This is a genomic window from Streptomyces sp. NPDC052040 (genome assembly GCF_044548405.1).
Lineage (GTDB): Bacteria > Actinomycetota > Actinomycetes > Streptomycetales > Streptomycetaceae > Streptomyces.
This window is the reverse complement of record NZ_JBIUBV010000003.1, coordinates 114,242-128,055: the sequence shown is the minus strand read 5'-3', so window position 1 is coordinate 128,055 and position 13,814 is coordinate 114,242. Positions and strand designations below refer to the sequence as shown.

General features: G+C 73.9%; 10 protein-coding genes. 2 read left to right on the top strand and 8 right to left on the bottom strand.

Annotation, left to right across the window (positions count from 1 at the left end):
* The first annotated feature begins 107 nt into the window (after nt 1-107).
* A complete protein-coding gene (locus ACIHAA_RS08900; RefSeq protein WP_399814680.1) occupies nt 108-977 on the top strand; it encodes a universal stress protein in 870 nt (289 codons plus the stop codon).
* A gap of 48 nt (nt 978-1,025) precedes the next feature.
* Here the strand turns inward: ACIHAA_RS08900 and ACIHAA_RS08895 are convergent, their stop codons facing one another.
* The 5 genes from ACIHAA_RS08895 to ACIHAA_RS08875 form a co-directional block, all read right to left on the bottom strand.
* On the bottom strand, nt 1,026-1,781 hold the full coding sequence (locus ACIHAA_RS08895; protein ID WP_399814678.1) for a dienelactone hydrolase family protein: 756 nt from the start codon (nt 1,779-1,781) through the stop codon (nt 1,026-1,028).
* Nucleotides 1,782-1,878: 97 nt separating this feature from the next.
* Nucleotides 1,879-4,434, bottom strand: a complete 2,556-nt coding sequence (locus tag ACIHAA_RS08890) for a SpoIIE family protein phosphatase (protein WP_399814676.1) — start codon at nt 4,432-4,434, stop codon at nt 1,879-1,881.
* A 137-nt stretch (nt 4,435-4,571) separates the two neighbouring features.
* Nucleotides 4,572-6,515, bottom strand: coding sequence for an AMP-dependent synthetase/ligase (locus ACIHAA_RS08885; RefSeq protein ID WP_399814674.1), 1,944 nt, complete (start codon nt 6,513-6,515; stop codon nt 4,572-4,574).
* Between the two features lie 160 nt (nt 6,516-6,675).
* Nucleotides 6,676-7,632, bottom strand: a complete 957-nt coding sequence (locus tag ACIHAA_RS08880; protein WP_399814673.1) for a TauD/TfdA dioxygenase family protein — start codon at nt 7,630-7,632, stop codon at nt 6,676-6,678.
* Between the two features lie 70 nt (nt 7,633-7,702).
* Nucleotides 7,703-8,734, bottom strand: coding sequence for an LLM class flavin-dependent oxidoreductase (locus ACIHAA_RS08875; protein ID WP_399814671.1), 1,032 nt, complete (start codon nt 8,732-8,734; stop codon nt 7,703-7,705).
* 134 nt (nt 8,735-8,868) lie between these two features.
* Between ACIHAA_RS08875 and ACIHAA_RS08870 the strand changes: the two genes are divergently transcribed.
* Nucleotides 8,869-10,383, top strand: a complete 1,515-nt coding sequence (locus ACIHAA_RS08870; protein ID WP_399814670.1) for an aminotransferase class V-fold PLP-dependent enzyme — start codon at nt 8,869-8,871, stop codon at nt 10,381-10,383.
* A gap of 73 nt (nt 10,384-10,456) precedes the next feature.
* Here ACIHAA_RS08870 and ACIHAA_RS08865 read toward each other — a convergent pair whose 3' ends face one another.
* From ACIHAA_RS08865 to ACIHAA_RS08855, 3 genes are all read right to left on the bottom strand, one after another.
* A complete protein-coding gene (locus ACIHAA_RS08865; protein WP_399814668.1) occupies nt 10,457-11,272 on the bottom strand; it encodes an ABC transporter permease subunit in 816 nt (271 codons plus the stop codon).
* Complete coding sequence (locus ACIHAA_RS08860; protein WP_399814666.1) at nt 11,269-12,213, bottom strand: ABC transporter ATP-binding protein; 945 nt, start codon at nt 12,211-12,213, stop codon at nt 11,269-11,271. Before ACIHAA_RS08860 ends, ACIHAA_RS08865 begins: the two co-directional genes overlap by 4 nt.
* Before the next feature lie 206 nt (nt 12,214-12,419).
* Nucleotides 12,420-13,784 carry an FAD-dependent oxidoreductase gene (locus ACIHAA_RS08855; RefSeq protein WP_399814665.1) on the bottom strand — a complete coding sequence of 455 codons (1,365 nt, stop codon included), beginning with the start codon at nt 13,782-13,784 and terminating at the stop codon, nt 12,420-12,422.
* Between the last annotated feature and the right edge of the window lie 30 nt (nt 13,785-13,814).

Genomic DNA, 13,814 nt, shown 5'->3' with positions numbered 1-13,814 from the left:
GCGTCCTGCCATCGTATGTTCGATCGCCCTGTTTCGCCTCGGCGTCCGGCGCGCGCCGGAGCCGGTAGCGTGTGATCATCCGAGCGCGCGACACAGGAGGCAGCCGTATGACCCGCCCCGTCACCGTGGGAGTCGACGGATCACCGGAGAGCACCGCCGCGGCGGCCTGGGCGGCCCGGGAGGCCGTACGCCGCGATCTGCCGCTGCGGATCGTGCACGCCTGGCAGTGGCAGTCCTACGACCTCGCCCCGGCCGCGGACCACGACGCCCAGGCCGACTGGGCGAAGCGGCTGGTCCAGGAGGCCCGGGACGCCGTGGTCGCGGGGCATCCGGGGCTGACCGTGACGGCCGAGGCCCTGGAGGGCGGCCCGGTGGAGGCGCTGGCCGCGGCGGCGGCAGCGGCGGAGCTGCTGGTGCTGGGCTCGCGCGGACACGGCGCCCTGGTCGGCTTCCTGCTGGGGTCGGTGGGGCGGCAGGTGATCGCGGAGTCCGCCCGGCCCGTGGTGCTGGTGCGCTCCGAGGACCGCCCCTCGGACGAGGCGGCGGGCCGGGACGTGGTCGTCGGCCAGCACGGGACTCCGGAGGACAGCGACGGGGCACTCGGCTTCGCCTTCGCGACCGCCGCCGCCCGTCGAGCGGGCGTGCGGGTCGTACGGGCCTGGAGCCTGCCCCCGGTGTTCGCCTACAGCCCCGGCTCCCTGAAGCTGCTCGACGAGGCCGGAGGACTGGAGCCCTACGAGCGGAGGGCACTCGACGAGGCGCTGCGGCCCTGGCGGGAGAGATACCCGCAGGTGCCCGTGACCGAGCAGGTGGAGATGGGCAGCGCGGGCCAGGTCCTGCTGTCCGCGGCCGCCGACGCCCAGCTCGTGGTGGTGGGACGGCACGCGAGCCGCCCGGTGGGACCGCGCATCGGCTCGGTGGCGCACGCGCTGCTGCACCACGCGCCCTGCCCGGTGGCGGTCGTACCGCCCGCCTGATCGTCTACGGGGCCGGGGGCGCCCGCCCCCGGCCCCGTACGGCGTCCTCTACAGCGCGCGGTCCAGCAGGGCCAGCAGTTCGGTCCAGTGCCGCTCCGCCGCCTCGGCGTGGTAGTGGGAGGTGTCGGCCTGGGTGTAGCCGTGCGGGGCGCCGGTGTAGACCTCGCACCGGTGGCGCACTCCGGCGTCCGTAAGCGCCTTCTCCAGCCGCTCGATCTGCTCCGGCGGCAGCGAGGCGTCCTGGTCCGCATGGCCGAAGTAGACCTCCGCGGTGACCCGGTCGGCCACCAGGTGCGGGCTGTCGGGCGCGTCGGTGGCCAGACGTCCGCCGTGGAACCCGGCCACGGCCGCGACCCGCTCCGGGACGGCGGCCGCGGTGAGCAGGGCCAGCCGGGCGCCCATGCAGTAACCGGCGGTGCCGATCGGGCCGTCGGCGGCCTGCGGGCAGTCGGCGAGCCAGCCCAGACAGGCGATGGCGTCGCGCTCGACGGCCTCCGGCGTCAGCTCCGCCATCAGCGGCATGATCTTCTGGAAGAGGTCAGGCCGCGTGGACGTGTCGATGAAGTCGGGCAGTTCCACGACGGGCGCGCGCCCGCCCCGGTAGAAGACGTTGGGAACGAGCACGGTGTACCCGTGACCGGCCAGGCGGTCGGCCATCGCCTTCAGGCTGGGGCGCAGTCCGAAGGCGTCCATGTAGAGCAGGACCGCGGGGTGGGGGTTCCGGTCGTCCGGGTGGACCAGATAGGCGTCGGCCGTACCGTCCTGGGTGGGGATGTCCACGGACGTGCCACGAACGGCGGTCATAGGGGGTCTCCTGCCTCTCGACGTCAGACCGCGGCGGTCCGGCCGGGCCTGCGGACAACATCATCGCAACGCCGTCCCGCTCCCGCGGCGCCGGGGATCACCTCTGGCGGAATCCGCCCTGCGGACGACCGGGCCCGTCGGCGTCCCCGGGCTCGGGGCCGTCGTCGATGCCCTCCGTGCCGTGCAGTCGGGTCGCGAGCAGCACCGCGATGTCGTCCGGCCGGTCCGCGGCCTTCCGGGCGCGCTCGGTCAGCCGGTCCGCGATCCCCTTGAGGGAGAGGCCGCTCTCGTACTTCGTGCGGGACAGCTCGGAACGCAGCGTCTCCACCCCCTCGTCGATGTCCGCCCCCGGCCGTTCCACCAGGCCGTCGGTGTACAGCGCGAGCACGGCACCGGGCTCCAGCCGCAGATGGGTCACCGGGTAGCGGGCCTGCGGGTCCACCCCGAGCACCAGCCCGCCGGGCAGGTCCAGCACATCGGTACGGCCGTCCGGATGGCGCAGCAGCGGCTGCGGATGCCCGGCCCGCGCGGCCCGGGCGTGGCCCGTGACCGGGTCGAGGCGCACATAGCAGCAGCTGGCGAACTGGCCCGGATCCAGGTCGATCAGCAGCCGGTTGGTGCCGCTCATCACCTGGTGCGGCGCATGGTCGCTGAACGCGAACGCCCGCACGGCGCTGCGGAGTTGACCCATGGTGGCCGCGGCCTGCACCCCGTGCCCCTGGACGTCGCCGATGACCAGGGCCAGTCCGTCGCCCGCCTCGACGACGTCGTACCAGTCGCCGCCCACCTCCATGCCCTGGGTGCCGGGCAGATAGCGGCCCGCCGTCTCCACCTGCGGATGGGTGGACAGCCGGTGCGGCAGCAGGGCCTCCTGGAGGCCGCGCGCGAGGGCGGCCTCGGAGTCGTAGCGCTGGGCCCGCTCCAGGGCCTGCGCGATCAGTCCGGCGAGCGCGGTGAGCACCGTGCGCTCCTCGTCGCCGAAGGCGCGGGGATGTTCGAAGCCGAGGATGCAGGAGCCGACCGGGCGCCCGGAGGCGATCAGCGGGAGGAAGGCCCGGGCCCCCTCGGCGCTGTCCAGCGGGAGGCCCGGATAGGCGGCCTCCATCTGCGGCATCGACTCGAAGAACAGCGGGCGGCCCGTGGTGAGCGTCTCCACCCCCGGCAGTTTGGCGTCCAGACCCACCCCCTCGAACTGGGCCAGGAACCGGGGCGGGAAGCCCGTCTCCCAGGCCAGGTAGAGATGGCGTTCCTGCAAGAGGTAGATGGCCAGCCGGCGCCCTCCGAAGGCGGGCAGCAGCTCCCGCATCACCACCTCGGACACCTGCCGCGCGGTCACGGCCTCGGACAGCGCGATCGCGAGGATGATGGGCCGGTACACCGGGGCGGGCGCGTCCCAGGTGCTCAGCTCGCCCGCCGTCCTGGCCGAGGCCTCCGCGAGCGAGGGCGCCTCCGCGGTGTGGCCGAAGGGCATCACCCGGCAGGTCAGGACATCGGCGCCGGGATAGACCGACACGGTCAGCCAGTCGCCCTCCTCCTCCCCGCCCGAGCCCTCGGTGGGACGGCGGACCTGGAAGTGCACCGGCTCCGGGGCCAGCAGCGCGGCCCGCAGATGGTCCTCGTAGGCGGGCCGGTCCAGCCACGGCAGGGCGTGCCACAGATGGCGGCCGACCAGCTCGGGCTGCGGCACGCCGAGCAGCTGGGCGGCGCGCGGGTTGGCGTAGGTGATCAGGCCCATCCGGTCGAAGGCGAACACGCCGTCCGGCAGCAGATCCGTGGCTCCCTGGGCCGCCGGGCCGAGGCCGGGATCGACCACCAGACCGCCGACCCGGTGCGGCGCCGTCTCCGGTCCCTCCGCCCAGAACTCCAGCAGCCGCTGGCCGCCGTCCTTGGCGCGCACCCGCAGCGGGCGGCGCGGCGGCGCGCCTCCCGAGGTCTCCCGCAGTGCCGACAGCACCAGCCGGGCGTCGTCCGGCGACACGGCCTCGGCGAGCGCCTCCGGCGACCCGGCGAGGTCCTCCACACTGCCTCCCGACAGCTCACGGAAGGTCTCGTCCCCGGTCACCGTCGCCGCGGCCGGGTCCCAGGCGAAGTGCCCGATACGGCCGCGCGGCCGCGCGGCGGCCGGGGGACGCACACACAGTGGCGGCCCGTCCCAGACCACGGGGTCCCCGGCCCGCTCCAGCGCGCCCAGGGCTTCGGCGAGGCGCTCCGCGGTCGCCGCCAGCCGGTCCAGGTCGGGCAGCGACTCGACCGCGTCCTGCTCGGTCGGGCGCAGCACCGTCAGGACGCCGTACGTCGTGGCGGCGCCCACCACGGGCACATACACCGAGCCGAAGCGGAACGGCAGCCCCGCCGCCAGCTGGGGGTAGCGCCGCATGGTCTCCGTGGCGTCGCCGAGGACCACCGGGACGCCGAGCCGGTAGGCGTCCGCGACCGGGAACGGCCGGTCCATGTGCAGCCGGGACCAGGGCCGGAAGAGGGGCGCGGGCACTCCGGCGAGCACGGCAAGGCGCAGGACCTGCGGATCGCTGGAGCGCAGGTACACGCCGCCCACCAGGCCGTCGGCGGCGCGGATGGCCTCCGCCACGGCGCCGGTCAGCACGGCGGTGGGCGTCCCGGGTGCGCTGTCCGCGCTCTCGGCGCTCCCTTGCATCGGATCCGTCCTCGTCCCGGGCCGTCGGGTCGGTAACACAGCAAGAATGCGCCGTACCGCCCCGCACGCGCATCCGGACGGCCCGCGACATGCGGCCCCCGGAGCGGGCGGGGGCCCGGGGCCGGAGTGCCGCGCCCCTACCTGACCCGGCGGAACACGTCGTCGGACTCCTCCCAGCCGGAGGGCTCCTCCGCTCTGCGCTCCGTTCTGCGCTCCGGAGGAAGGCGCGACGAACTCTGATACATGGCGTCGATCTCGACCGCGTACCGCTGGGCGACCGCGTCCCGGCGGAGCTTCATCGAGGGGGTCAGCAGCCCGCTCGCGATGTCGAAGGGGCCGGGCAGCACCCGGAAGACCCGGATCGACTCGGTCCGGGACACCGTGCTGTTGGCCGCGGCCACCGCCCGCGCGATCTCCTGCCGCAGCGCGTTCTCCTCCCGCGCCTCCCGCCCCGGCGCGTCGACCTGCGCGAACAGACCGCCGCGCCAGTGCGCCACGAACTCGGGGTCCAGGGTGATCAGGGCGCCCACACAGGGCCGGTCGTCGCCCACCACCACCGCCTGGTGGATCAGCGGATGGGCCCGCAGCCGCTCCTCCAGGGCCGCGGGAGCCACGCTTCTGCCGCCGCTGGTGACGATGATCTCCTTCTTGCGGCCCGTGATGGACAGATACCCCTCGGCGTCCAGCTGCCCGAGGTCGCCGGTGGCCAGCCAGCCGTCGCGCAGGGCCGCCCGGGTGGCGTCGTCGTCGTTGACGTACCGCTGGAACACCGACGGCCCGCGCACCAGGATCTCCCCGTCCTCGGCCACCCGTACCTCCACCCCCGGCAGCGGCAGCCCCACCGTGCCCGACTTCGCCCGGCCGACGGGCTGCGCGGTGATGCCCCCGCCGGTCTCGGTGAGCCCGTAGCCGTCGTGGACGGAGATCCCGATCCCGGTGAAGAACAGGGCGAGTTCGCGGCTCAGCTGCGATCCGCCGGAGGCGGCGGCGCAGACCCGGCCGCCCAGGGCCGCACGCAGCTTCCGGTACACCGCCCGCTCGTACAGGGTGTGCTGGAGCTTCAGGTCGAAGCCGGGGCCCGGACCGGTGCCCAGCCGCTGCCGCTCCAGGGCCAGGGCGTAGTCCTGGGCCGTGCGCACCGCCCGTTCGACGAGGGCGCCGCGCCCCTCCTGCCGGGCCGTGTGCAGGAACTGCTTGTAGAGCTTCTCGAAGACGAAGGGGACCGCGTACAGGCAGGTGGGGCGGAAGCTCCGGAAGGACGCCGCCAGGACGTCCGTGTCGAGGTCGGGTTCATGGGCCATGAGCAGTCCGCCGCGCAGACACAGCCCCTGGATCATCAGCCCGTACACATGGGAGAACGGCAGGAAGGCGAGGACGGCGGCCTGTTCGCCGGGCGGTGCCGCGGTGTGCCCCCACCCCGCCAGTATCGTGTCGCAGGGGCTGGCCAGATTGCGGTGGCTGAGGGCGCAGCCGCGGGGGTGGCCGGTGGTGCCGGAGGTGTAGGCGACGACCGCGGTGGAGTCCGGCAGCACGATCCGGCGCAGCGAGTCCACGGCGGTCGGCGGCACCGGGCGGCCCCGCAGCACCAGGTCGTCGAGCGCCCCGGAGTCCAGCTGCCAGACGTGCCGCAGCCGGGGCAGGGAGGCGCAGACCGAGCCGACGGTCATCACGCCCTGCTCGTCCTCCACGACCACCGCGACACAGTCCGAGTCCCCGAGGATCCACTCGACCTGTTCCCGGGAGGAGGTGGGGTAGATCGGCACGACCTCGGCCCCGACCGCCCACAGCGCACAGCTGAACAGGGTCCACTCGTAGCGGGTACGGGCCATCACGGCCACCCGGTCGCCGGGGCGGATGCCGGAGGCGACCAGCCCCTGGGCGAGGGCGACCACGGCGTCGCGCAGTTCGGCCGCCGTCACCCGGGTCCAGCCCGTGCCGGGGGGTGCCTCGCGCAGGGCGATCACCGGCAGCAGGGGGTCGCGGCTCGCCGTGTCGAAGACGCTGTCGGCAAGTCCCCCCGTCATGACCGGTTCTGACGCGGTCGCCGGGGCGGCCGCCCGGGCGTTCCCGAAGTCGCGCATGCGCCGTTCCCCAGCCCTTCGTGCGAGGCCGCCGACGGGTGCGGGGTCGACGGGGCTCGAATCTAGCCGTTCCGGGCGCCCGGGGTGGGGGGAACGGGCAAGGAGCCCGCGGGAATCCGGACGGGGGCGTACGCCCGGCGCGCCCCCGTCCGGGCGCCGGTCACCAGCGGCCGGGCTCGGTGCCGGTGATGGGCCGTGAGGGACGGCCGTCCGGTCCCGCCGGAACGTCCCCGGCGAGCATCACCCGGTGCATGATCCGGGGGTGTTCGGGGGTGACGAGGTCACCGGGGGCGAGATGGATGGTGGCCCGGTTGTCCCAGAAGGCGACGCTGCCGGGCTCCCAGCGGAAGCGGACCGTGTACTCGGGGCGGGTGGCCTCCTCCAGCAGCATCCGGAGCACATGTCCGCTCTCGGCGCGGGAGAGTCCGCTGATCTGCTCCAGGTAGTAGCCGTTCACGAACAGCACCCGCTCACCTGTCTCGGGATGCACCCGGACCACCGGGTGCTCGCTGGCCACCTGGTGGTCCAGCAGATGCCGCAGATACGCGTCGTCGCCGGGGCGGGACTGGTAGCCGACGCCGAGCCGGTGCTCGGCCCGCAGCCCGTCCACGAAGTGCCGCAGGGGCTCTGAGAGGCCCGCGTAGGCGGCCGCCAGATTCGACCACTGGGTGTCCCCGCCGTAGGGCGGCACGGTCTCGGCCCGCAGGATCGTCGCCGCGGGCGGGTCCACCCGGGCGCCGTGGTCGCAGTGCCAGCCCCGCAGCAGCGAGTGGCGCCTGCGGCGCAGCCACTCCTCGTGCTCCATGCCGTAGCGGCCGCCCAGTTCCAGCCGGTCGGCCGTGGTCTCGACCTCCGGGAAGCCGTCCGGGGAGGCGCTGCCCCGGCGGCCCAGGACGACGGGTTCGCCGAACCGCCGGGCGAGCGCGACATGCGCGGCGTGGTCCAGCTTCTGGTCCCGGAAGAACACCACCTTCCAGCGCAGTACGGCCGACCGGATCGCGGCCACCGCCGCGTCGTCCGGGCCGTCGGCCAGATCGACCCCGGTGATCTCGGCGCCGATTCGGCCCGCCACGGGTTTCACCGAGATCCCGGTCGCGGTGTCGCTGTCCGTCGTCATAGGGCCTCCGTCAGTCGTGGGGCGGGCGTCACGGGCCCAGCATCGCCCGTCCCGGGGCCTTCGCGGAAGATCACCCGGACCGCGGGGCGCCGGGTTCCCAGCCGAGCGCCGGGCCCAGCCGGGTCGCGATGTCGGTGAGGATCTGTACGTAGTCCTCGTGCCCGAAGGTGAACGGCAGCGCGAACGCCACCTCCGTCACCTCCCGGAACGCGGCGTGCGCAGAGAGCTGTTCGGCGATCTGTTCGGACGGCCCGACGAGGTCCGGCGCGAACAGCATCCGTGCCGGGCCCTGGGGGGACGCCGTGCGCGGCAACCGTCCCGCCGCGTACGCCGCGTACCGGGCGCGCTGCCCGGGCGTGGCGCTGTCGGTGGGAATGACGACCAGACCCTGCGAGACCCGGGCGCGCCCGCCCTCGGGGTGACGGGAGCGGAAGGCCCGGATGTGCGAGAGCTGCACCTCGGCGAAGTCCTCCGACTCCTCCGCCTTGACGACGCTGCTGGTCAGCAGGTTCATCCCGTGCTCGCCCGCCCACCGGGCGGAGCGCAGGCTCCCGCCGCCGTACCACATGCGACCGCCGAGACCGGGGGACACCGGCTGCACCCGGTCGGAGAACACTTCGAAGCCCTCCGTGCCGCCGAAGTCGGTGGCGGGCTCTCCGCGGACGAAGTCCAGCAGCCGCCGCACCCGTTCGTGGCCGAAGTCCTCGGCCTCGGCGGTGTCCGGGTAGAGCGCCTCCCGCACCCGGTCGTAGTGCATCGGCGGGCCCACACTGACCCCGGGGTTGAGGCGGCCGCCGGAGAGGATGTCGACCGTCGCCAGGTCCTCGGCCAGCCGCAGCGGGTTCTCCCAGCCCAGCGGGATGACCGCCGTGCCCAGCTCGATCCGGGCGGTGCGCTGGGAGGCGGCCGCGAGCACGGCGATGGGCGAGGAGATGCCGTACTGGAGATGACGGTGGCGCACCCAGGCGCTGTCGAAGCCGAGCCGCTCGCCCAACTCGATGATCTCCAGGGTCGATTCGTGCCCGCGGCGCGGATCGGTCCCGTCGAACAGGCCGATGGTCAGGAAGCCCAGCTTGCGCAGCGGTGTCGGGTTCGGCGGCACGGGACTCCTCCGGGTCGGTGGCGTCCTCGGTGTCACCCCGGCGCCTTGTTGGATTCTGGCAGGTGATCATTGCGCCGGTGTGACGAAGATCCGGTGTGGCGCGGGCCGCTCAACTCCCGGTGGAGGGACGCAGGATGGGGGCAGCCCGTCGGACCGCCGGGGAAGGGACCGGGGCGGGGCCGCGGGCCGGAACCGAGGGAGGACCCGTGGAGCACACAGACACCGCCGACGCCGGGCACACCGCCGGGAGCGGCACGCCGGAGGGAACGGCCGACGACTTCGCCCGGCTGCGTGCCGAGGAGTTCGGCCACGTCGACGCCGGGGGACACACCTACCTCGACCACACCGGAGCGGCACTGCCCCCGCGCTCCCTCGTCCTGGGCAGTGCCCGCCGGATCACCGGCGGCCTGTACGGCAATCCGCACTCCGGGAGCCCGGCCTCCCTCGCCTCCGGCCGACTGCTCGCCGAGGCGCGGCAGGCGGTGCTCCGCCACTTCCACGCGGACCCCGGCGAGTACGCCGTGATCTTCACCCCCAACGCGACCGGGGCCCTGCGGCTGGTGGGGGAGGCCTACCCCTTCAGCCGCCGCAACGGGCTGGTGATGTCGCTGGACAACCACAACTCCGTGAACGGACTGCGGGAGTACGCCCGCGCCCGGGGCGCCACCGTCACCTATGTGCCGGTGGGCGGTCCCGGCCTCCGGCTGGACACCGGTCGGCTGGAGGCCGCGCTCACCGCCCGGGGCGGCGGCCGCGGTCTGCTGGCCTATCCGGCGCAGAGCAACTTCACCGGGGTGCGCCACTCACTGGCCTGGATCGCCCGGGCCCGGGAACTCGGCCACGACGTGCTGCTCGACGCCGCCGCCTTCGTCCCCGCCCATCCCCTCGACCTCGGCCGGTTCCACCCCGACTTCACGGTGGTCAGCTGGTACAAGGTCTTCGGCCACCCCACCGGCGTCGGCAGTCTGATCGCCCGCCGGGAGGCGCTCGCCCGGCTGCGCCGCCCCTGGTTCTCGGGCGGCACCGTCCACGCGGCGGGCGCCCAGGCGCAGTGGCACGTCCTCGCCGCCGACGAGGCGGCCTTCGAGGACGGCACCGTCAACTTCCTCGCCATCCCCGATGTCACCGCCGGACTGGCCTGGATCGACGGGATCGGAGTGGACCGGATCCGGGACCATGTGGCCGGGCTGACCGCGCGACTGCTCGGCGGACTGGCCGAGTTGCGCCACGGCGACGGTTCCCCGCTGGTCCGGGTCTACGGGCCGGGGGCGGGGGAGCCGGACCGCGGCGGCACGGTCGCGCTGAACATCCTGGGCGCGGACGGCCGGGTCGTCGACGAGCGGATCGTGGTCCGGGACAGCGCCGCCCGGGGCATCTCCCTGCGCACCGGCTGTTTCTGCAACCCGGGTGCCGGTGAGGCGGCCTTCGCCGTGCGCCCGCCCCGGCTGCGCGCGGCCGCCCGCCGCCGGAACGCTTCCCTGGACGACTATCTGACGGAGCTGGGCCTGCCGTCGGCGGGCGCGGTCCGGGTCTCGCTGGGGGTGTCGTCGCAGCCGGGCGACGTGGAGGCGTTTCTGCGCTTCGTCGGCGAGACCTATCGCGACCGGACTCCGGGCCCCGAGGGCTTACCGCCGCGTACGGGCTGCTGAGGGCGTGGGCGCGGCTCCACGTCATCCCGGCTGCCCGGGGACCCGGGGGCTCGCAGAGGCCCGCCGGAACGGCTCACGCGTCCCGTCTGCGCAGGGCCACCGCCGCCCCGGCCAGCGCGGCCAGCGCGTACAGGCAGAACAGCGCGAAGCCCGTCCAGGGCGCCAGGGTGTGCGGTTGCTGCTGCACATGGGCGAGGCTCTGCCCCGCCGTGTTCGGCAGATACGGGTTGACCGCGTCGAGCCACGACGAGGGGAGCGCCTGGGCGAGAGCCGGAAGCACCAGGAGCACGCCGAACAGGGCGGCGATGGCGCCCGCGGTGTTGCGGACCAGCGCGCCGAGGGCCACCCCGATGAGGCCCACGACCGTCAGATACAGACCCGTGCCGAGCACCGCGCGCAGCACGCCCGGGGCGCCCAGCGAGGTGTCCAGGTGCGAGCGGGACAGGGCGAACTGCCCCAGCAGAAAGGCCGCCAGCGCCGCCGTCGTCATCGCCGCCCAGGCGAGAGCCGCGTAGACCAGGGCCTTGGCCCACAGCACGGGAAGCCGCCGGGGCACCGCGCACAGCGAGGACCGGATCATCCCGGTGGCGTACTCGCCGCTGACCACCAGCACCCCCAGCACGCCCACGGCCAGCTGCGCCAGATAGAAGCCGCGCAGACTGACCAGTGTCGGGTCGAAGGCCAGTCTCTCCTGGGGCGGCAGATCGTCCCAGCGCACGGCGGTGAAGTAGCTGAACAGAAAGCCCAGTCCGGTCATCGCGACGACCGCCGCGAGCAGGGTGAAGAGCGTGGAGCGCAGCGACCGCAGCTTGATCCACTCGGAGCGGACGACCCGCGCCTGGGTGACCCTGCCCCGCTCCGGTCCGGGAATCGCCGAGGCCGTCGTCATGCCGCACCGCCTTCCTCGGTCGCGCCGACGAGTTGGGGCGCCGGTGCCTGGTACTCCACGGCGTCCCGGGTCAGTTCCATGAACGCCTCCTCCAACGAGGCGTGCTGCGGCGTCAGTTCGGCCAGGGCCAGGCCGTTGTCGGCCGCGATCCGCCCGATCCGCTCGCCGCTGAGGCCCGTCACCAGCAGCACCCCCGGCTCCTGCGCGGTCACCGACACCTGCGGGCCCTCCAGCAGGGTGCGCAGCCGCTCCGCCCGGTCGGTGCGCACCCGCACCACGTCCCCGGCCGCCCGCGCGACGAACTCGGCGACCGAGGTGTCCGCGATCAGCCGCCCCCGTCCGATCACGATCAGATGCTCCGCCGTCAGCGCCATCTCCGACATCAGATGCGAGGACACCAGGACCGTACGCCCCTCGGCGGCCAGCCCCTTCAGGAGGTTGCGGATCCAGACGATGCCCTCGGGGTCGAGGCCGTTGACCGGCTCGTCGAGCAGCACCGTCGCCGGATCGCCCAGCAGCGCGCCCGCGATGCCCAGCCGCTGCCCCATGCCCATCGAGAAGCCGCCGACCCGCTTGCGGGCCACCGCGCGCAGCCCGACCAGGTCGATCACCTCGTCCACCCGGCGCCGGGAGATCCCGGTCGTCGCGGCGAGCGCCAGCAGATGGTGGTAGGCGCTGCGCCCGGTGTGTACCGAGCGCGCCTCCAGCATCGCCCCCACCTCGTGCAGGGGGGCGCGGTGTTCGGCGTAGCGCCTGCCGTTGACCAGGGCCCGGCCCGAGGTGGGCGCGTCCAGGCCGAGCAGCATCCGCATGGTGGTGGACTTGCCGGCCCCGTTCGGACCGAGGAAGCCGGTCACGACGCCGGGCCGCACCGTGAAGCTCAGGCCGTCGACGGCGGTCTTCTCGCCGTACCGCTTGGTGAGGGAGTGGGCCTCGATCATGGCGTGTCCTCGGTCCTGTCCGGGTCGTGCTCCCCACCCTCGTACGCTCCCGGCCGCCTGTCGCGCGGGACTGCTCCGCCCGGAGTCCCCGGGGCCGGTCCGTACGGCCGCCGTTCACCTGGCCCGGCCTCGGCGCCGCGTCCCGCCCGGGAAGCACGTCGCCCCGCCACGGTGGTGGACACCGTGGCGGGGCGAGGGGCATGGGCTCAGACGCCGCTCTCGCGGAGCATGTCCTCCCGCTCGACCAGCTTCACCCGCTCACGGCCCTGCGGTGCGCCGAGGGCCTTCTCCGCGGCGTCGAGGCGGTACCAGCCCTCCCAGGTGGTGAAGCGGACGTTCCGCTCGGACAGGAACGCGTCCACCGCCTCCGGGGCCGGGGCGGTGGGCGTGTGCAGCCGCCCGTTGGCGTGGTCGTCCAGCAGATTGGCCACCGTCTCGTTGGCGTCGCCCTTGGTGTGCCCGATCAGGCCCACCGGACCGCGCCGGATCCAGCCGGTGACATACGTGGAGCGCAGATGCCCGCCGCTCTCCTCGATGACCCGGCCGCCCTCGTCCGGCACGGTTCCCGTGGCGAGGTCCCAGGGCAGCTTGGGCAGCGAGTCGGACAGGTATCCGACGGCACGGTAGACCGCGCTCACGTCCCAGTCCCGGAAGGTGCCCGTGCCCTTGACGTTGCCGGTGCCGTCCAGGGCCGTGCGCTCGGTGCGCAGGCCGACGACCCTGCCGTCCTCGCCGAGGATCTCGGTGGGCGACTCGAAGAAGTGCAGGAACAGCTTGTGCGGGCGGTCGCCGACATCCCGGATGGCCCAGTTCTCCAGCGTCTTGGCGACCATGTCGGCCTGCTTGTTGCCGCGCCGCGTGGCGATCGAGCCCTCGTCGTAGTCGATGTCCTCCGGGTCGACGATGACCTCGATGCTGGGGGAGTGGTCCAGCTCCCGCAGCTCCATGGGGCTGAACTTCGCCTGCGCCGGGCCGCGGCGGCCGAAGACATGGATCTCCAGGGCCTTGTTCGCCTGGAGACCGTCGTAGACGTTCGGCGGGATCTCGGTGGGCAGCAGCTCGTCCGCGGTCTTGGCCAGGACACGGGCCACGTCGAGCGCGACATTGCCCACGCCGAGTACGGCGACCTTCTCGGCCGTGAGGGGCCAGGTGCGCGGCACGTCCGGGTGTCCGTCGTACCAGGAGACGAAGTCGGCGGCGCCGTAGGAGCCGTCCAGCTCGATGCCGGGGATGTCCAGGGCCCGGTCGGCCGTCGCGCCCGTCGAGAAGATCACGGCGTCGTAGAACGAGCGCAGATCGTCCAGGCTGATGTCGGACGGGTAGTCGACATTGCCGAAGAGACGGATCTGCGGCTTGTCGAGCACCTGGTGCAGCGCCGTGATGATGCCCTTGATCCGCGGGTGGTCCGGCGCGACGCCGTAGCGTATGAGGCCGAACGGGGCCGGCATTCGCTCGAAGATGTCGATGGAGACACCGGGCTCGGCGGCCACATCGGACTTCAGCAGGGCGTCGGCGGCGTAGATCCCGGCGGGGCCGGCTCCGACGATGGCTACCCGCAGGGGGCGCGGCATGTTCAGGTTCCCTTCGAGCGATGACACAAC